Below are 18,262 nucleotides of genomic sequence, written 5' to 3' on the forward strand. Positions count from 1 at the left end.
CTCGCTCCTTGAGGGGCGAATCATCGAAGCACGCTTACAAAGCGTGTCGCGGGCCGACCGTGTGTTAGCAGAACTCGTGGGCAGGCGCGACCCCGCGAACATAATCCCTTTCGTCCAAGGCATTCCTTTGGGCGAAAAGCCGGATGGCTCGTATTGCAGGCAGGGACTTTCATGATGGCAACGCGCGCACAGCAACGTCCGCAACCGGCACGTCCGCAACCGGCAGGTCCGCAAGCGGCACCTCCGCAACCGGCACGTCCCGAGCGGATGGAACCGGCCAGATCCGGCGAGCAAGGTCGGGATTTCGAATTCACGTCGGCGGATTTCGCTCGCATTCGCGATCTGATTCATCGCGGTGCAGGCATTTCGCTGTCGGATCACAAGCGCGACATGGCGTACAGCCGTCTGGCGCGCCGGCTGCGCGCCCGCGGCCTCGAAACCTTCAAACAGTACCTCGATCTGCTCGAAGCGGAGAACGATCCGGCCGAGTGGGAAGCGTTCACCAATGCGCTGACCACCAACCTGACCGCGTTTTTCCGCGAAGCCCATCACTTCCCGATCCTTGCCGACTTCGTACCGCGCCGTGCGCAGCCGGTGTCGGTGTGGTGCTCGGCGGCTTCGACCGGTGAGGAGCCGTATTCGATCGCGATGACGCTGATCGAAGCGCTCGGCGACAGCGGCGCGCGTCAGGCCACCGTGCTCGCTACCGACATCGACACGCAGGTGTTGGCGAAAGCCGAAGCCGGCATGTATCAGTTCGATCAGGTGAAGCATCTCTCGCCTGAGCGGCTCAAGCGCTTCTTCCTGAAAGGCACCGGCGCGCACGCCGGGTTGGTCAAGGTGCGCCCGGAAGTGCGCGCGATGGTGCGCTTCGAACAACTGAATCTGACCGACCGCGATTACCAGTTGCGCTCGCAGTTCGACGCGATCTTCTGCCGCAACGTGATGATCTATTTCGACAAGCCGACGCAGGCGCAGGTGCTCGCGCGCTTCGAGCCGCTGATGAAATCGGGTGGCTTGCTGTTTGCCGGGCACTCGGAAAACTTCACGTATGTGACGCAGGCGTTCAAGCTGCGCAGCCAGACTGTCTACGAACTGACGCGCGACACGGGCGCTGCGCGCACGCCGGCGCGTGCCACGAGCCATGCCGGCAGCGCAACGACTAGCGGGGTGACAGTATGAGCAGCGCCTTGCCGATTGCCACCAATCTGTACTTCGACAACCACTTCAAACGCCCAGGCGTGAAGCTGTTGCCGAACGAGTTTTACACGACCGACCAAGACATGGTGCTGGTCACCGTACTCGGTTCGTGCGTCGCGGCCTGCCTCCAGGATCGTACGGCGGGCATCGGCGGCATGAACCATTTCATGCTGCCCGACGACGGCGCGGACGCCGGCCAGCCCGCGTCGGATTCAATGCGCTACGGGGCGTACGCGATGGAAGTGCTGATCAACGAGCTGATCAAGGCGGGCGGGCGGCGCGAGCGTTTCGAAGCCAAGGTGTTCGGCGGCGGTGCGGTGCTGGCCGGTATGACGACGATGAACATCGGCGACCGCAATTCCGAATTCGTGCGCCGGTATCTCGCGCTCGAAAAGATCCGCATCGTCGCGGAAGATTTGCAGGGCTCGCATCCGCGCAAGGTCGCGTTCATGCCGCGCACCGGTCAGGTGATGGTGAAGAAATTGCGCCTGCAGCAGGAAGCGGGTGTGGCCGAGCGCGAGCAGGCGCTCATGCGGCAGAGCGCCGAGGCGCGTGCCGAGCGGCTTGCTGCCGCGCGCAAGCGGGTCGAGTTGTTTTCGACGCCGGCAGCCGCACGGCCGAAGATCGAACTGTTCGGCGCGAATGCAGGCGGCGCGGCCGGCACAGCGAAGCCGCGCATCGAACTGTTCGGCGCAAGCTCGCGCCCGATTAATTCAAACAACGCCAGAACTACAGAGGAGGCGTGAGCGCTGTGCAAAAAATCAAAGTACTGTGCGTCGACGATTCGGCGCTGATCCGCAGCCTGATGACGGAAATCATCAACGGCCAGCCGGACATGACCGTCGTGGCGACCGCGCCCGACCCACTCGTCGCGCGTGAACTCATCAAGCAGCACAACCCGGACGTGCTGACGCTCGACGTCGAAATGCCGCGCATGGACGGCCTCGACTTCCTCGAGAAGCTGATGCGTCTGCGGCCGATGCCGGTCGTGATGGTGTCGTCGCTGACCGAGCGCGGCAATGAAATCACGCTGCGCGCGCTTGAATTGGGCGCAGTCGACTTCGTCACCAAGCCGAAGGTCGGCATTCGCGACGGCATGCTGGACTACTCAGAAAAGCTCGCCGACAAGATTCGCGCCGCCGCCCGCGCCCGCGTGCGCCAGACAGCACCGGTACATCACGCGGCGACGCACGCCGCGCATGCGCCTGCCGCTGCCACGCCGCTCTTCAACAACCCGCTGCTCAGTACCGAGAAGCTGATCATCGTCGGCGCGTCGACGGGTGGCACCGAAGCGATCCGCGAAGTGCTGGTGCCGCTGCCGCCGGATGCACCCGCCGTGCTGATCGCGCAGCATATGCCGCCGGGTTTCACAAAATCTTTTGCGCAACGCCTTAATGGTTTGTGCCGGATTACCGTTAAAGAGGCAGAGCACGGCGAACGCGTGCTGCCGGGACATGCGTATATCGCGCCCGGCCACGCTCACCTGTTGCTGGCCCGCAGCGGCGCGAACTATATCGCGCATCTGTCGGACGAGCCGCCGGTGAACCGGCACCGTCCGTCGGTGGATGTGCTGTTCCGTTCGGCCGCGCAGCATGCGGGCAAGAACGCGGTCGGCGTGATCCTGACCGGGATGGGGCGCGACGGCGCCGCCGGGCTGCTGGATATGAAAAAAGCGGGGGCGTACACCCTCGCGCAGGACGAAGCGAGCTGTATCGTGTTCGGCATGCCGCGCGAAGCGATTGCGCTTGGCGCGGCGGACGAAATTGCCTCGCTGCCGGAAATGAGCCGTCGTGTGATGGCGCGTCTGTCGTCGATGGGCGAGCGCGTACAGCGGGTATGATGCGCGCGCCTGACGGCGAGCGCCAGGCATGGGACCGGGGTAAGCAACTCCGGTCGACAGCCTTGCATGGGACCGGAGTAGCGCGCTAAAGCGCGAACTCCGGTCGACACGGATCGGATTGAACTGGCGGTCATGCGCCGCATCATGGATCAAGCAAAGGGAATGAAATGGATAAGGGAATGAAGATTCTGATAGTTGACGACTTTCCGACGATGCGCCGGATCGTTCGCAACCTGCTCAAAGAGCTTGGCTACTCCAACGTCGACGAGGCGGAAGACGGTCAGGCCGGTCTCTCGCGTTTGCGCGGCGGTACGTATGACTTCGTGATCTCCGACTGGAACATGCCGAATCTCGACGGTCTGGCCATGCTCAAGGAAATCCGCGCCGACGCCCACCTGACGCATCTGCCGGTGCTGATGGTCACGGCCGAGTCGAAGAAAGAGAACATTATCGCGGCGGCACAGGCCGGCGCGAGCGGTTATGTCGTCAAGCCGTTCACGGCCGCGACGCTCGACGAGAAGCTCAACAAGATTATCGAGAAGATGGCTAAAGCCGGGAGCTGATGTGAATCTGCCGACCAACGCGCAAGGCGCTGACGCGATGAGCGAGACCGGTGACTTCGCGTCCGACCGTATCCTCGCCCGTATCGGACAACTGACGCGCACGCTGCGCGACTCCATGCGCGAGCTTGGGCTCGACAAGCATGTCGAGCGCGCGGCGGAAGCCGTACCCGATGCTCGCGACCGTTTGAAGTACATCGCGACCATGACCGAGCAGGCAGCCGAGCGCGTGCTGTCCTCGATCGACGTCGCCAAGCCGATCCAGACGCAATTGCAGCAGGACGCGGGCGAGCTCGACGCGCGCTGGGAGCAGTGGTATGCGGCTCCGATCGAACGCGAAGAAGTGCGCGCGTTGATGAATGACACGCGGAGCTTTTTGCGCGGCGTGCCCGAGGCGACGGGCGCGACCAACGCGCAGCTCATGGAGATCATGCTGGCGCAGGACTTCCAGGATCTGACCGGTCAGGTCATCAAGAAGATTACGGATGTCGTGTACCTGATCGAGCAGCAGCTGCTCGGCGTGCTGGTCGAGAACATCGCGCTCGAGCGGCGCGAACAGTTCGCGGCGCATGCGGCGGCGCTGGCGGCCGAGCCCTCGTCCACCGGCAGCCCCGAACATCTGCTGAATGGTCCGCAGATCAATCCGGAAGGCAAGGCGGATGTGATGCAGGATCAGTCGCAGGTCGACGATCTGCTGGCGAGCCTCGGCTTCTGACCCGCCGGCCGCCCGCAAGGGCGCGAAGCCGGACCGGTATGTGCCGCAAGCCACGCTGCCGCGTGCGCTTGCTGCCTGCCGACACAAACCACAGGCATACTACGGGCTCAAGCAGCGGCACGGTGTGCCGGTGAGAAACATTCACCGGTCGGTGGCACGGTAAGGTATCCCCTCCTGAGTGCGACCGCAGCGGTGTCGTATGATCTGCATACATGCGGCCGGTTCGCACGAGGTGCGAGCCGAGCAGCAGCAGCTCGGGAGGAGCATTGTCATGTGGAGTCGTGTACGCCGCGCCGGTTTCGTTATGGCGCTTGCATTACCCTGTTCGCTGTCAGCCGTGCAGTCCGCTTATGCGGGACTGGGCGGCGCTCCGATGACACCCCCTGCGGATGCATCGGTTTCTTCCCGCACCGTGCAGCCCGGCACCAGCTCGGCAACGGCCGCTCAAAGCGTGATGCATTCTGCATCGGGCGCTGCGTCTTCCACCTCGGCTTCCGCGTCCTATACCGTGCGTGAAACCACGCTCGGCAACGGCACGGTGGTGCATGAATACCTCGCTGCGGATGGTTCGGTCTTCGGCATCGCCTGGCGTGGTCCGCAAATGCCGGATCTCAACGATCTGCTTGGCAGCTATTTCCCGCAGTACGTCGCCGGGGTAAAAGCCGCGCGTGCGGCGCGCGGAGGCGGTCATGGCCCCGTTGCGGTCGACCAGAGCAGCCTCGTGGTCCGCTCCGGCGGCCATATGGGCGCGTTCAACGGTCAGGCCTGGTTGCCGCCGGCGTTGCCCGCCGGCGTCAGCGGTTCCGACATCCAGTAAGGGCGAGGACGAACGATGCGAACCATGCAAAGTGCTGTGAAGCTCAGGGGCTGGATGCAGGCCGTCGTGGCCGTGGCGCTGCTGTCGGTGGTGGCCGCCTGCGGCGGCGGTGGCGGCAGCAGCTCCAGTTCCAATTCGCCGACCACGCTGAACGGCGGCTCGCTGCCGGCCAGCCCGACCCAGCAACCGATCGCCGCAACTGCGGCGAACACCGTGCCGATCACGGTCGCACAGGGTGTAAACGGCGTCATCAATATTCCGACGGTTAGCGTAACGGTATGCGCGCCGGGTTCGACGTCCAACTGTCAGACCATCAACAACATCCAGGTCGATACCGGTTCGTTCGGGCTGCGTGTGGTCAGCTCGGTGCTGAATGCGTCGTTGCTGCAAGCGTTGCCGGTCAGCACAGTGACCGGCAGCGGCGCGCAACTCGCCGAGTGCGCGACCTTTGCGGATGGCTACACGTGGGGCACGGTGCGCACGGCGACCGTGGCGATCGGCGGCGAGACGACAACCGCGGGCATCCCGGTGCAGATCATCGGCGACATGGCCTCAAGCACCGTGCCGTCGAAGGGCTGCAGCGGCTCGGCGGAAAACACCGTCAGCGATCTCGGCGCCAACGGCATTCTCGGCATTGGCACGGCGCTCATGGATTGCGGCGCAACCTGCGCGAATGCGACAACCGCCGCCACCTACAGTAATTATTTCGCGTGTCCGGGCGGCGCCTCCTGCGCCCGTACCGCGGTGCCGCTCACCCAGCAGGTCGCCAATCCGGTCGCCAACTTCGCAGCCGACAACAACGGCGTGATCGTGCAGATGCCGCCTGTGCCGAATACCGGCGCGCCATCGGCCACCGGCACGCTGGTGTTCGGCATCGGCACACAGTCGAACAATACGCTGGCGGCTACGCAGACCTTCACCACCGATGGCTACGGCGATCTGAACAACAGCGTCTATAACGGCACGACGGTGCAGGCGTTCTTCGATTCAGGTTCGAACGGCTACTTCTTCGCCGATAGCTCGCTCGCGCTGTGCAGCAGTAACTACGCCGGGTTCTATTGCCCGTCGACCGCGCAAACCCGGTCGATTACCCTGGCCGGCGCGAGCAGTACGACAGCCAGCGTCAGCATCGGCATCCTGAGCGCGGCCACGCTGTTCAGCACGAGCAGCAACTACGCGTTCAACGATCTGGCTGGGCAGATCGGCGGCAGCAGCAGCTTCGATCTCGGTTTGCCGTTCTTTTATGGCCGTCACATGTACTACGGCTTCGATCGGACGGCGAGCGGCGGTCAGGCGCCTTACGTCGGCTTCTAAGTCGGTCCGTCGCCCGGGCTGAGAATCGCCCGAACCCCACCGGCAAGCCGCGCCACGCGGCTTGCCGGCTGCTCGATCCCTCGAAATACCCCCCTTTCTCCGCCCTTATCCGCCGATCGTCGCTTGCGTCGACCGGGAATAATCGCTCTCACTGGAAAGAGGCGCCGTGCCTCAGCCGACTGGAGAGCGTTTGTGGCAGAGGATAGCGACCTCGAAAAAACCGAATCAGCCACTCCCCGGCGCCTGCAAAAGGCGCGCGAGGAAGGGCAGATCGTGCGTTCGCGGGAGCTGTCGACGTTTGCGCTGCTGGCAGCGGGATTCTTCGGCGTATGGGGCATGTCCACCAGCATCGGCGAGCATTTGCAGGGCATGCTGCGCTCGGCCTTCACGTTCGACCATGCCACCGCGTTCGAAACCCGCCGCATGATGATCGGGGCGGGCGCCGCGAGCCGCGAAGGCCTGTATGCGCTGCTGCCGGTTCTGGCCTTCACCGGCGCCGCCGCCCTGCTCGCGCCGATGGCGCTGGGCGGCTGGCAGTTGTCGTCGAAAGGACTCGAGCCCAAGTTCAACCGGCTCAATCCGATCGAAGGGCTGGGCAAGATTTTCTCGATCAACGGACCGATCCAGCTCGGCATGTCGCTGGCGAAGACGCTCGTGGTAGGCATCATCGGCGGCACGGCGATCTGGAATCGCCGCGAAGAAATTCTTGCGCTGGCCACCCAGCCGATCCAGCTTGCGCTCGCCAACACCGTGCATCTGATCGCAGTGTGCTGCGGCATGACAGTGGCGGGCATGTTCGTCGTGGCCGCGCTCGATGTGCCGTATCAACTCTGGCAGTTCCACAAGAAACTGCGCATGACGAAGGAAGAAGTGAAGCGCGAACATCGCGAAAGCGAAGGCGATCCGCACGTCAAAGGCCGGATTCGCCAGCAACAGCGCGCCATTGCCCGCCGTCGCATGATGACGCACGTGCCGAAGGCCGATGTGGTGGTGACCAACCCGACGCACTTCGCGGTCGCGCTGCAGTACACCGACGGCGAGATGCGCGCACCGAAGGTGGTCGCCAAGGGCGTGAATCTGGTGGCCGCGCGGATTCGCGAGATCGCCGCCGAGAACAACGTGCCGCTGCTGGAAGCGCCGCCGCTCGCGCGTGCGCTGTATCACAACGTCGAACTGAACCGCGAGATTCCGGGGCCGCTCTATGGCGCGGTCGCCGAAGTGCTCGCGTGGGTGTATCAGTTGCGGCGTTTCAACACCGAAGGCGGCGTCGCGCCGGTCGCACCGACCGACTTCGACGTGCCGGCGGACCTCGACAAGGGCGGCATATCGGACGATGAGGCCGAGCAGGAAGCCGCCGACACGCTTAACCCCGCTAACGACGACGCTCCAGGAGCCTCCGCATGAACGCTCGCGCCGGATTCCTGTCCCGACGGCCGGATGCCTTGAGCGGCACCAATTTGCGTGCCCTCGCCGGGCCGGTGCTGATCTGCATGATCCTCGGCATGATGATTTTGCCGTTGCCGCCGTTTCTGCTGGATCTGCTGTTCACCTTCAACATCGCGCTTTCCGTGATGGTGCTGCTCGTCAGCATGTACACGATGAAGCCGCTCGACTTCGCCGCTTTCCCAAGCGTGCTGCTGTTCTCGACCTTGCTGCGCCTGTCGCTGAACGTGGCGTCCACGCGGGTTGTGCTGCTCGAAGGCCATACCGGCCCGGACGCGGCGGGGCAGGTGATCGAGTCGTTCGGCCACTTCCTCGTGGGCGGCAACTTTGCGGTCGGTATCGTCGTCTTTATCATCTTGATGGTCATCAACTTCATGGTGATCACCAAGGGCGCGGGGCGGATCGCGGAAGTGTCCGCGCGCTTCACGCTCGATGCGATGCCCGGCAAGCAGATGGCGATCGACGCCGACCTGAACGCCGGCCTCATCAACGAAGAACAGGCCCGCAAGCGCCGTCTCGAGGTTTCCCAGGAAGCCGAGTTTTACGGTTCGATGGACGGCGCGAGCAAGTTCGTGCGCGGCGATGCGATCGCCGGTTTGCTGATCATGGTGATCAACATCATCGGCGGGCTGATCGTCGGGATGGTTCAGCACAACATGGACTTCGCGTCCGCGGGCAAGAACTACACGCTGCTGACCATTGGTGACGGCCTCGTCGCACAGATCCCGTCGCTCGTGATTTCGACGGCGGCCGGTGTGATCGTCTCGCGCGTCGCGACCAACGAAGACATCGGCACCCAGCTGACCGGCCAGCTCTTCACGAATCCGCGCGTGCTGGTGATCACGGGCTGCATTCTGGTGTTGATGGGCCTGATTCCGGGCATGCCGCATTTCGCGTTTCTGATTCTCGGCGGCGGTCTGATCCAGCTCGGTCGCACGATGAAAAAGCGCAGCGAGGCACGCAAGAACAGCGCGACGCTCGTCGACGTCGCACCGGCCGCAATGGCCCCGGTGGAAAACACCGAAGCGAGCTGGGACGACGTGACGATGATCGATACGCTCGGTCTCGAAGTGGGCTACCGCCTGATTCCGCTCGTCGACAAGAACTCGGACGGCGAACTGCTCAAGCGGATCAAGAGCATCCGCAAGAAGTTCGCGCAGGAAATCGGCTTCCTGCCGCCGGTGATTCACATCCGCGATAACCTCGAATTGCGGCCGAACGGCTACCGGATCGCGCTTAAGGGCGTCGAAGTGGGCGTCGGCGAAGCGTATCCGGGGCAGTGGCTGGCGATCAATCCGGGGCAGGTATCCGCCGCGCTGCCGGGCACGCCAACGCAAGACCCTGCGTTCGGTTTGCCGGCGATCTGGATCGATACGAATCTGCGCGAACAGGCGCAGGTGTATGGCTATACGGTGGTCGATTCGAGCACGGTGGTGGCCACCCACCTGAATCACCTGGTGGTCACGCATGCGTCCGAACTGCTCGGCCGCCGCGAAGTGCAGGCGCTGCTGGAGCGGATGCAGAAGGACACGCCGTCGCTGGTCGACGATCTGGTGCCGAAGTCGCTGCCGCTCACCACGCTGCAAAAGGTGCTGCAAAACCTGCTGGAAGAAGGCGTGCCGATCCGCGACATGCGCACGATTCTCGAAGCCCTGTCCGAACACACGCCGAAGATCACCGACGCGCACGATCTCACCGCCGCCGTGCGCCTCTCGCTGGGCCGCGCGATTACGCAGCAGTGGTTCCCCGGCGTGGGCGACATGCAGGTGATGGGCCTCGATTCGAATCTGGAGCGGGTATTGTCGCAGGCGCTTTCTACCGGCTCGAATCCGGGCCTCGAACCGGGCCTCGCGCACACGCTGCTGAACGAAACGCAGAAGGCTATGACGCGCCAGCAGAATCTGGGTCTGTCACCCGTGCTGCTGGTGCAGCACGCGCTGCGGCCGATGCTCGCGCGTTTCCTGCGCCGCAGCCTGCCGCAACTGAAGGTGCTGTCTTATGCGGAAGTGCCGGATACACGCAATATCAAGGTAGTGAATCTGATCGGCGCGCACGGTTAAATCCGGCCGGGCTGGACCCGACAGTCAGCCGCAGCTTTCCAGACCGATGGTTCCGCCGGCGCTCCCTGAGCGCCGGTTTTCATTTCGGCGTCTAACTTTTCGTGCCGCAAGCAGGCGGCGAAGGTCATGCTTCGCCCGCGGAAGCGCCGCCGGACGCGCACGGCGAGCCTGTTTAAAATTGCCATGCGCGTGACTTGCGGCGCGTTTCCATCGCCCGAATTACCCACCTTTAACGGTCTTTATCCATCGATCGTCACTCGACGGGTTTCGCAATAATGATCTCAATGGGAAGCGGTATGTTGCCGGTCCGTTAGTCAGTCCGTCTACCTCATCGGGGGTCCAGCTTGAACATTCGTAAATTTGTCGGCGCTACCAGTCGCGATGCTCTGCGTCTCGTGCGCGAAGCCTTGGGCCCGGATGCCGTCGTTTTGTCCAACCGCACGATGGACGACGGCCGCGTCGAGATCGTCGCAATGGCCAATAGCGACCTCGCCGCCATCACGCCGAAGGCGTCGCGCGGCAGCGCAGGCGCACCGCTGGCCGCGCCGATGAATGCGATGGCAGGACAACAGCCCGCGCCCGCCGCACAGCGCGCCAATCCGGTGATGCAAGCGAACCCGTATGCGAGCGGCATGCCCGATGTGTTCTCGTCGGTGTTCGGTGCAAGCCCGGAAGCGGGCGCCGAGAACATGACGTCGACCGCCGCTGGCGCTGCTTCAAACCCGGCTGCGAATTTCGTCGCAAGCGATGCGCCGCTTGCCGCCGCGAAGCCCGCCATTCCCGCCGCGCCGAAAGGCGCGCTGCCGAACGCTCCCAAAGCAGCGGTGGCACCCGCTGCAGCGCCGCTGTCGCAACCGATCAGCATCGAGCAACCCAGCGCCCGCGCTGCGGCGACGCGCCTCGCCGAAGACATCCGCGCCGACATGCTCAGAGCCGCCGGCGTGCCGGCAGCACCGGCGGCTGATGTGCCGCGCACGATGGCTGAATCGAATCCCTGGTTGATCGATCACGCCCGGCGCATCGCAGCCGAACAGCCGCAGCAAGGCGTGTACAGCGCGCGCGCCGCTGCGATGACGCCGGCTGCCGCGATGGCCAAAGGCCTCGGCGCCGCAGTCGGCCCCGCCGCAGCGCAACGCGCCACCCAACCGGCCTCGCGCGCCTCGCAACAGGCCGCGGGCCAACCGCTCATGCAGCAAGCCGCCGATAAGCCCGAGTGGGCCCGTGAAGCTGCGCAAATCGCCGCGCGCCGCGCCGCGCAGAAAGTGGCGCAATCACTGCCCGCCGGCGACGACGCCCGCGTGCCCAATTCAATCGCCGAAGCGATCAAGGCGCGCATGGAGCAGGTCGTCAACGACACCGTGATGAGCGAGCTGTCGTCGATGCGCGGGATGATGGAAGAACACTTCGCCGGCCTGATGTGGGGCGATCGCCAGCGTCGCACCCCGGCGCGCGCCGCGCTCACCAAGCACCTGTTCGCCGCCGGTTTCTCCGCGCAGCTCGTGCAGATGATGGTCGACAACCTGCCCGACGACGTCGAAAACTTGGACGGCGGCATGGAGTGGGTGCGTTCGGTGCTCGAATCGAACCTGCCGGTGATGGAAGACGAGGACGCGTTGATGGAGCGCGGCGGCGTGTTCGCGCTGATGGGCCCAACGGGTGTCGGCAAGACCACGACCACCGCCAAGCTCGCCGCGCGCTGCGTGATGCGCTTCGGCGCCAGCAAGGTGGCGCTCCTCACCACCGACAGCTACCGGATCGGCGGTCACGAACAACTGCGCATCTTCGGCAAGATTCTCGGCGTGTCGGTTCATGCTGTGAAAGACGGCGCCGATCTGCAACTCGCGCTCTCCGAGCTGCGTAATAAACACATCGTGCTGATCGACACGATCGGCATGAGCCAGCGTGACCGTCTGGTCTCCGACCAGATCGCGATGCTGTGCCGCGCCGGTCAGCCGGTGCAGCGTCTCTTGCTGCTCAACGCGACGAGCCACGGCGACACCTTGAACGAAGTCGTGCAGGCCTATCAGCGTGCGCCGGACCAACAGCCGCTCGCCGGCTGCATCCTGACCAAGCTCGACGAAGCCACCAATCTGGGCGGCGTGCTCGATACGGTGATCCGTTACAAGCTGCCGGTGCACTACGTGTCGACCGGTCAGAAGGTGCCGGAGAACCTGTACGTCGCGACGAAGAAATTCCTGATCAAGAGTGCGTTCTGCATTCCGCGCGACAACTCCCCGTTCGTGCCGCACGACGACGACATTCCGGCGTTGCTGTCCGCGCTGTCCGCGCGTTCGACGGCCGAACTGCACGAGGTCCGCTTTGGATAAGTTCATGTCCGATCAGGCAGAAGGACTGCGACGGCTGCTGGCGAGAAGCGGTTCGCGCGTGCTTGCGGTGACGGGCGGCTCGGCCGGCGTTGGCTGCACGACGACGGTGGTGAACCTCGCCGCGGCGCTCGCGCAGCAGGGCAAAGACGTGCTGGTGATCGACGAGTGTCCCGGCGAGAAATCGGTGAGCGCGATGCTTGGCGGCATGCGCAGCGCGGGCAATTTTGCGGCGGTGATGCGCGGCCAGATGACGCTCGACGAGGCCGCCACGCGGCACCCGCTCGGTTTCTCCGTGCTGACTGCCTCGCGCAATAACCGCGAAGGCCACGCGGTCGCGCAGTTCGGCGTGGTGTTGCGCGGTTCCGCCGACATCGTGCTGATCGATGCGCAACTCGACCAGCATGGCCACCTTTCGCCCCTCGCGATGCAGGCGCACGACGTGATGATCGTCACGCGGGTGGCCGCGCAAGCGATCACCGACGCGTACGCGTGCATGAAGCGTTTGCACTACGCACACGCCACCGGGCAGTTTCGCGTGCTGGTGAACCATGTACAGAGCGTGGACGACGCGCATACCGCCTTTGTCAACCTGGCCGGCGTGGCCGGACGCTACCTGACGGTGGCGCTGGAAGACGCCGGTTGTATTGCCGCCGATGCGCGGATGGCGCGAGCCCTGGAGTTGTCGCGGTGTGTCGTCGATGCTTTCCCATCGACACCGGCTGCGCGCGACTTCCGGCACCTTGCCGCCGAATTGCAGTACTGGCCGATGCGGCCAGCGATGTCGTCGCAAACGCCCTGGATGGCGCCTGCGACAGTTACAGCGGCGCAACACGCCGACCAACCGTCCGCGCAGCACGCCTGAGAGGCGGCACAAGGACAAGGGGAGCACGATGTATAACGCTCAGGGAAAGATTTCCCAAGCCGAAGTTCTGACGAAGTACGCACCGTTGGTGCGTCGCCTCGGCTTGCAGCTCGTAGCCAAGATGCCGGCGAGTGTCGATCTTGACGACCTGATCCAGGCCGGCATGATCGGACTGCTGGACGCGGCGAGCCGCTACAAGGAAGACCAGGGCGCGCAGTTCGAGACCTATGCCAGCCAGCGGATTCGCGGCGCCATGCTTGACGAGTTGCGCAGCAACGACTGGTTGCCACGCAGCTTGCGGCGCACTTCGCGCGAAGTCGAATCTGCCGTGCACAAGGTTGAACAGAATCTGGGCCGCTCAGCGAGCGAAACGGAGATCGCCGAGCATCTGCAAATGCCGCTCGACGAGTATCAGTCGATGCTCCAGGACCTGCACGGCAGCCAGCTGATCTATTACGAAGACTTCGACCGTTCCGCGGACGACGAGCCGTTTCTCGACCGTTACTGCGTCGATCATTCCGATCCGCTGTCGGCGCTGCTGGACGACAGCTTGCGCTCGGCGCTGATCGAGGCGATCGACCGCCTGCCGGAGCGCGAGAGGCTGCTGATGTCGCTGTACTACGAACGCGGCATGAACCTGCGCGAAATCGGCGCCGTGATGGAAGTCAGTGAATCGCGGGTGTGCCAGTTGCACAGCCAGGCCGTGGCGCGCCTGCGCACGCGCCTGCGCGAAATGGCCTGGGCGAACGCCGAGGCGACGTGAGTTTGACGGATTGATGTTTGACCGGCGGTGCGCAAAACGTCCGCCTTCTCTTACGCGTCCGCCATCTCATGCTCCGCGGCCAGCGCGAGAAACGCCGAGCGCGACATGCCGCGCGCCTGGGCATAAGCGTCGATATCGTGAACCAGCGCCTCGGGCAGCGAGATATTGATACGCACCGCTTTTTTCAGCGCCGGAATATTCCGCGTGGTGACAAAACCCCAAGTAAAACCCGCGTAGTCCGGATTGCGCCGATGTTCAGCCAGCGTCAGCCGGTCGGGAATCGGCAAGCCTTCGTCGAGCAGCGTGTCCAGATGCGCCTCAATCGCATCTTTCGCGTTCGCGTAGGCTTCCTCCAGCGAATCCCCCGCCGAATGACAACCCGGAATATCGGGAACGATCACGCCGAACGCATGGTGCGTGTCACCAGACTCGATCGCGATCGGGAAAATCAGGTTCTTCATTTCAGGCCTGCCTGTTTCAAGATGCTGTTCAGTGTGCCGGGCGGAAGATCTTTTTTCGGATGCGGGATGGTCACGAGACCGGTTTTTACCGCGTGCCGGAAATGATGGTGACTGCCCGATATTCGGATCAGCTGCCAGCCATCTGCTTGAATCACTTTGACGACTTCGGCACTGTTCATATTGCACTCCTCGAATCATACACACGATTACACAACCTCGCTAGTGGGTAACGCTCCGCCTGGCTCGTCTGACGCAGCGTCGAAACGCTGCTCATGACGGCGGAGAACCGCAGTGGGGGAACCCGTGATTTCAACGTGATGGAGGATTCCGCGCTACCTGGCCGGATGGCCAGCGCGCGTTGGAGGAGGGCTTAAGCGCCCTGTGCGGAAGGGGAAAAACAAAAGGGCTCGTCGACGACGAGCCCTTTCTGTTCAAAACAATCTATTCAATGCGTCAGCGCGTGAAACGCACTACGCGAGCCGAGTCTTCAAGCTGCCGGATGTGCCGGAATCCGCCCATCCGGTCCGTAGAAACCGGTCTTCTGCGGCACGGCCACCTGCAACGCCGTCAGCGCGCGCTGGTTGTAGTCCATTCGCACGCGGATCAGTTCACCGTTGCTCGTATTGAAGTGCCGCGCCCGGTCGGCTGCTTTTTGCAGCAGCGCCCATTGCTCGGCGACCCGCGTATCCGCGCCGGCCGCGAGTTCCATGCCGGGCCAGCCGGGTGGCAAGCCCATTTCCGCGAGCAGCGTATCGCGGGTGGTCTCGAGCGTGGCGAGCACACCGATCAGTTCGGTTTTCTTCTCGACGATCGGCGGCAGCAGTTCCAGCGGCGACAAGGCGGTCAGTGCCTTGGTCTCGAGCGCCAGAATCGAGGCGAACGCCTCGACGGCCGAATATTCTTCGATGAGGGTGGCAAGCAGGGCGTCTTTCATCTCAACAACTCGCTGAACACGACGGCTCGCGCATGATTCGCGAGCCGGGTTTGTCGAATGCCGCCCGGCAATTCACCGTACTTCGATGCGTCGATTAGTTGCCGGTCGACGAGGTTTTGCTTTGCAACAGTTCGCGCGCGGTATTCAGCACACCGTCGGCGATCTTGCTCGAATCCATCTGCAGCGAGCCGTCCTTGATGGCCGCTTTGATCGACTCGACGTGCGCCGTGTCGATATCGGCCGAACCGGACGCCGCGAGACTGCGCAGATGCTGCGACAGACCCGACAGGCTGACGCTGGCGTCGCCCGAACCGGTGGTGGTGGTCGGCGAGCTCGTGCCCGCATTCTGCGCGTTGCTGTTCGCAGTCGCCGCGTCGCTTTGCTGCGAGCGGGACAAGGCGTCTTTCAACGTCGGCAGATTCGAATTGGTTGTGGAATCGACTTTCACGATTGGCTTCCTGAACGATTTGATCCTGATAACGGCAGCTGGTGATCAAAACTTTAGCGCAATCGCTCCAGGTTTTGCCTTGTCTTTCAACACGATCCGGCCCCACGACGGGCTCGAAATCCACAGCACGGGCCGCTCCAGCCGTTGCGGCTGATTCCGCACCGGGGCGCCGGCTGCCAGACTGGTTGTCGCGCTGTGTCACAGTTGAATCTCCACCGTCGAACCATCCTTGACGATGCCGGAGATGATCTGGCCGTTAGCGGTCTTGACCCGCACCTGCTGCCCCGGCGACGCATTGTTCATCGCGCTCCCTTCGGCCGAAATCGCGAAACCTGCACCTGCTGCGACGACCCGCACCGTTTGTCCAATCGACACCGCCGACGCGCTTTTCAGCATGTCGCGGCGCAGCGGCATGCCGCCGGCGACGCGCACGAGCGACACCGAGCCAACGGCCTGCGACGGATCCGTGACGATTGCCTGCGGCAAACCGGTCAGGTCGCCGTCGCGCGCGACGAGGTCGGCGGCCGTGAGCACTTCGCCCGGCGCCATCGCGCGGGCGGCCAAATAGTAGGTGGCGTGCAGTGAAATGCGCGCTTGCAGATAGATCGTCCACGGCCGTTCGCCGGCGCAGCGCACGCCGACGGTCATGCGGCCCCACAGGCGCGCGCCGCTGGGCATGAAGGGTTCAAGCGTCGTGCAGACCGCGAGGCCGCGCGGAAACGCCGGCGCAACGGTGATTTCGACCTTGCCGGGCAAGCCCGCCGATTGCTGTTGCAGGAAGGCGAGGGCGGCACTGCGAATCGCTTCGGCGTCTTGCTGGCCAGCCGGCGGGGCGGGTTGCGCCACCGCTGCGGGGCGCAGATTCTGTTGCGCGACTGCTGGCGCCACCTGGCGGATCGACGGCGTGCGGGCGATCGTGGCGGGCGGCGTCGGCATCGGCGCGGGTGTCGGCGCAGGCTTTGGTGCGACTGCGGTGGTCACGACGGGTTTGCCGTTCGCGCCGAACTGAGGCGGCTCGCCACGCGACGCAAGATTGTCGAAGCCACCGGCCGTGGGTGTAGTGCCGATTGCGCTTTCGACACCGTTGCTGGGCGGATTGGCGGCCACCGGTTGCACGCCGGCACCTTGCCGCCCGGTGTTCAACGCTGGCGTCACCACGACCGGCACGACCTGACGCGAGCCTGGCACGACATTGACGCGTGTAATAACCCTGGCCGCGGGTTCGGCAGCAGCCACATTGGCGTTCCCCGGCGCGGGAATCGTCACGACCCCGTTCGCGTCGGGCCTGAAACTGGTGCGGATCATCTGCGGCGCGGCAGGCGGCTCGTCCGCGCCCGGAATGACGATCGAACCGCTTGCATTGGCGGCACGCGTGAATTGATCGGCGTCACGTGCCCCCGGCCCTGGCGTCAGCGACTGCGCGGTGGCGGCGGCAAGTGTCGCAGCGGACCCCGCGCGTTTCGCGGGCGTTGCCTGCATCTGCGCGGCGAGATCAGCGAGGGACGCCGGATTCTTTTCGCCCGGGCCCGGAATCACGATGGGGCCACTGGCATCCTGAGCCTGTTGAGCCTGCGTAGTGGCCGGCAGCAGCACGATGCCACCGGCAACCCATACCGCCAGGTTCACAACGAGGCGAGTCAGAAGACGGCATGACCCGCGCGAGGCGCGCCGGACCACGCCCACACCCACGCGATGCGCCGCCGCGCGGTTTGCGCGGTGCGTCAGGTCGAAGGTGGGCTGGTCCATCGGGTTTCTCCATCGAATGCATCGGTACGCCTTGCATTCTAGTGAGCGCCCCCATTGGGCAAACGTTGAATAGAAGCCCCCTTTCCCGGTTATTCGTCCGATTGCTACTTGCGTTCGGCCCATAAGATGCACTTCATGCAAAAAGGTCTTCCCGGCCGACGCAGGTCTTATGCGAGGCAAGCACGGGAAAACCTCGGGAACGTTCTCCGGAGATTTCTATGCTGGACAAACTCGATGCCGAATTCGCCTTTGGCCGCCAGGCGCTCGATGTGCGCGCTTACCGGCAGGAACTGCTGTCGTCGAATATCGCCAACGCCGATACCCCCGGGTACAAGGCACGCGATGTCGACTTCGCTTCGTCGCTGGCCGGCGCGCTGAAAAAGACTGACGGCGGGTCGGGCGCGGGCGCCTCGAACAATTCGACGCTCGCCATGACGCAACCCGCCGGGGTGACGAGCGGCATGTCGATGGTGTCGACCGCGCCAGGCCACATGTCCGGCAACGCGACGCTGACGCCGACCGGTGGCACCCCTGACGACTACGGCAATCTGCAATACCGCATTCCGACGCAACCCGCGCTCGACGGCAACACGGTCGATATCGATACCGAGCGGGTGCAGTTCGCGGACAACACGTTGCACTTCGAATCAGGCATGACGGTGCTGTCGAGCCAGATCAAAACGATGCTCGCGGCGATCACGTCGGGCTCGTAAATAACCGGCACCGCAAAAAAACACAGCAGTACGCAGAAACAATCGCTACGGGAATTAAC

Annotated in this window: 18 protein-coding genes; 13 read left to right on the top strand and 5 right to left on the bottom strand. The window is 64.1% G+C overall.

The features are described from left to right. The first annotated feature begins 171 nt into the window (after positions 1-171). The 12 genes from ACUN0E_RS42255 (at position 172) to ACUN0E_RS42310 (ending at position 13,901) form a co-directional block, all read left to right on the top strand. Entirely contained in the window at positions 172-1,182 is a 1,011-nt protein-coding gene (locus tag ACUN0E_RS42255) for a CheR family methyltransferase (protein WP_445570280.1), read from the top strand. After that, positions 1,179-1,946, top strand: a complete 768-nt coding sequence (gene cheD / locus ACUN0E_RS42260; RefSeq protein ID WP_408226174.1) for a chemoreceptor glutamine deamidase CheD — start codon at positions 1,179-1,181, stop codon at positions 1,944-1,946. Before ACUN0E_RS42255 ends, cheD begins: the two co-directional genes overlap by 4 nt. A gap of 5 nt (positions 1,947-1,951) precedes the next feature. Then, positions 1,952-3,040 (top strand): protein-glutamate methylesterase/protein-glutamine glutaminase, encoded by a 1,089-nt coding sequence (locus tag ACUN0E_RS42265; RefSeq protein ID WP_408226177.1) that lies wholly within the window; start codon positions 1,952-1,954, stop codon positions 3,038-3,040. 167 nt (positions 3,041-3,207) lie between these two features. Further along, a complete protein-coding gene (gene cheY / locus ACUN0E_RS42270; RefSeq protein WP_408226180.1) occupies positions 3,208-3,603 on the top strand; it encodes a chemotaxis response regulator CheY in 396 nt (131 codons plus the stop codon). Between the two features lie 37 nt (positions 3,604-3,640). Beyond that, entirely contained in the window at positions 3,641-4,315 is a 675-nt protein-coding gene (gene cheZ / locus ACUN0E_RS42275; RefSeq protein WP_408390953.1) for a protein phosphatase CheZ, read from the top strand. Positions 4,316-4,586: 271 nt separating this feature from the next. After that, positions 4,587-5,132, top strand: coding sequence for a DUF2844 domain-containing protein (locus tag ACUN0E_RS42280; protein WP_445570281.1), 546 nt, complete (start codon positions 4,587-4,589; stop codon positions 5,130-5,132). A gap of 15 nt (positions 5,133-5,147) precedes the next feature. After that, positions 5,148-6,446: a DUF3443 domain-containing protein gene (locus tag ACUN0E_RS42285; protein WP_445570282.1), complete on the top strand. Its 1,299-nt coding sequence runs from the start codon at positions 5,148-5,150 to the stop codon at positions 6,444-6,446. A 192-nt stretch (positions 6,447-6,638) separates the two neighbouring features. Next, a complete protein-coding gene (gene flhB / locus ACUN0E_RS42290) occupies positions 6,639-7,850 on the top strand; it encodes a flagellar biosynthesis protein FlhB (protein ID WP_445570283.1) in 1,212 nt (403 codons plus the stop codon). Beyond that, complete coding sequence (flhA, locus tag ACUN0E_RS42295) at positions 7,847-9,949, top strand: flagellar biosynthesis protein FlhA (RefSeq protein ID WP_408334686.1); 2,103 nt, start codon at positions 7,847-7,849, stop codon at positions 9,947-9,949. The genes flhB and flhA overlap by 4 nt, the downstream gene beginning before the upstream one ends. 344 nt (positions 9,950-10,293) lie before the next feature. Further along, positions 10,294-12,276 carry a flagellar biosynthesis protein FlhF gene (gene flhF, locus ACUN0E_RS42300; protein ID WP_445570284.1) on the top strand — a complete coding sequence of 661 codons (1,983 nt, stop codon included), beginning with the start codon at positions 10,294-10,296 and terminating at the stop codon, positions 12,274-12,276. Further along, positions 12,269-13,138 carry a nucleotide-binding protein gene (locus tag ACUN0E_RS42305; RefSeq protein ID WP_408226198.1) on the top strand — a complete coding sequence of 290 codons (870 nt, stop codon included), beginning with the start codon at positions 12,269-12,271 and terminating at the stop codon, positions 13,136-13,138. The genes flhF and ACUN0E_RS42305 overlap by 8 nt, the downstream gene beginning before the upstream one ends. Positions 13,139-13,166: 28 nt before the next feature. Continuing rightward, positions 13,167-13,901 (top strand): RNA polymerase sigma factor FliA, encoded by a 735-nt coding sequence (locus ACUN0E_RS42310; RefSeq protein ID WP_408226201.1) that lies wholly within the window; start codon positions 13,167-13,169, stop codon positions 13,899-13,901. Between the two features lie 50 nt (positions 13,902-13,951). On the opposite strand, the gene ACUN0E_RS42315 is transcribed toward ACUN0E_RS42310, so the two are convergent. The 5 genes from ACUN0E_RS42315 to flgA all read right to left on the bottom strand — a co-directional run bounded on the left by ACUN0E_RS42315 (position 13,952) and on the right by flgA (position 17,490). Continuing rightward, positions 13,952-14,362 (bottom strand): type II toxin-antitoxin system HicB family antitoxin, encoded by a 411-nt coding sequence (locus tag ACUN0E_RS42315; protein ID WP_408226204.1) that lies wholly within the window; start codon positions 14,360-14,362, stop codon positions 13,952-13,954. Continuing rightward, positions 14,359-14,541, bottom strand: coding sequence for a type II toxin-antitoxin system HicA family toxin (locus tag ACUN0E_RS42320; protein WP_408226207.1), 183 nt, complete (start codon positions 14,539-14,541; stop codon positions 14,359-14,361). The genes ACUN0E_RS42315 and ACUN0E_RS42320 overlap by 4 nt, the downstream gene beginning before the upstream one ends. Before the next feature lie 308 nt (positions 14,542-14,849). Next, positions 14,850-15,296, bottom strand: coding sequence for a flagella synthesis protein FlgN (locus ACUN0E_RS42325; RefSeq protein WP_408226210.1), 447 nt, complete (start codon positions 15,294-15,296; stop codon positions 14,850-14,852). A gap of 94 nt (positions 15,297-15,390) precedes the next feature. Further along, positions 15,391-15,744 (bottom strand): flagellar biosynthesis anti-sigma factor FlgM, encoded by a 354-nt coding sequence (gene flgM, locus ACUN0E_RS42330; protein WP_408334675.1) that lies wholly within the window; start codon positions 15,742-15,744, stop codon positions 15,391-15,393. 198 nt (positions 15,745-15,942) lie between these two features. Beyond that, positions 15,943-17,490 (bottom strand): flagellar basal body P-ring formation chaperone FlgA, encoded by a 1,548-nt coding sequence (flgA, locus tag ACUN0E_RS42335; protein ID WP_445570285.1) that lies wholly within the window; start codon positions 17,488-17,490, stop codon positions 15,943-15,945. Positions 17,491-17,708: 218 nt separating this feature from the next. Between flgA and flgB the strand changes: the two genes are divergently transcribed. Then, positions 17,709-18,203: a flagellar basal body rod protein FlgB gene (flgB, locus tag ACUN0E_RS42340; protein ID WP_445570286.1), complete on the top strand. Its 495-nt coding sequence runs from the start codon at positions 17,709-17,711 to the stop codon at positions 18,201-18,203. Positions 18,204-18,262 lie beyond the last annotated feature (59 nt).

The organism is Paraburkholderia sp. D1E, assembly GCF_052682275.1.

Bases quoted from the DNA above. Each gene is read 5' to 3' on its own strand.
- ACUN0E_RS42315 (WP_408226204.1), bottom strand. From the start codon at position 14,362: ATGAAGAACCTGATTTTCCCGATCGCGATCGAGTCTGGTGACACGCAC.
- flgB (WP_445570286.1), top strand. From the start codon at position 17,709: ATGCTGGACAAACTCGATGCCGAATTCGCCTTTGGCCGCCAGGCGCTC.
- cheD (WP_408226174.1), top strand. From the start codon at position 1,179: ATGAGCAGCGCCTTGCCGATTGCCACCAATCTGTACTTCGACAACCAC.
- flgA (WP_445570285.1), bottom strand. From the start codon at position 17,490: ATGGACCAGCCCACCTTCGACCTGACGCACCGCGCAAACCGCGCGGCG.
- flhA (WP_408334686.1), top strand. From the start codon at position 7,847: ATGAACGCTCGCGCCGGATTCCTGTCCCGACGGCCGGATGCCTTGAGC.
- ACUN0E_RS42320 (WP_408226207.1), bottom strand. From the start codon at position 14,541: ATGAACAGTGCCGAAGTCGTCAAAGTGATTCAAGCAGATGGCTGGCAG.
- ACUN0E_RS42310 (WP_408226201.1), top strand. From the start codon at position 13,167: ATGTATAACGCTCAGGGAAAGATTTCCCAAGCCGAAGTTCTGACGAAG.
- ACUN0E_RS42255 (WP_445570280.1), top strand. From the start codon at position 172: ATGATGGCAACGCGCGCACAGCAACGTCCGCAACCGGCACGTCCGCAA.
- ACUN0E_RS42325 (WP_408226210.1), bottom strand. From the start codon at position 15,296: ATGAAAGACGCCCTGCTTGCCACCCTCATCGAAGAATATTCGGCCGTC.
- ACUN0E_RS42285 (WP_445570282.1), top strand. From the start codon at position 5,148: ATGCGAACCATGCAAAGTGCTGTGAAGCTCAGGGGCTGGATGCAGGCC.
- cheY (WP_408226180.1), top strand. From the start codon at position 3,208: ATGGATAAGGGAATGAAGATTCTGATAGTTGACGACTTTCCGACGATG.
- cheZ (WP_408390953.1), top strand. From the start codon at position 3,641: ATGAGCGAGACCGGTGACTTCGCGTCCGACCGTATCCTCGCCCGTATC.
- ACUN0E_RS42280 (WP_445570281.1), top strand. From the start codon at position 4,587: ATGTGGAGTCGTGTACGCCGCGCCGGTTTCGTTATGGCGCTTGCATTA.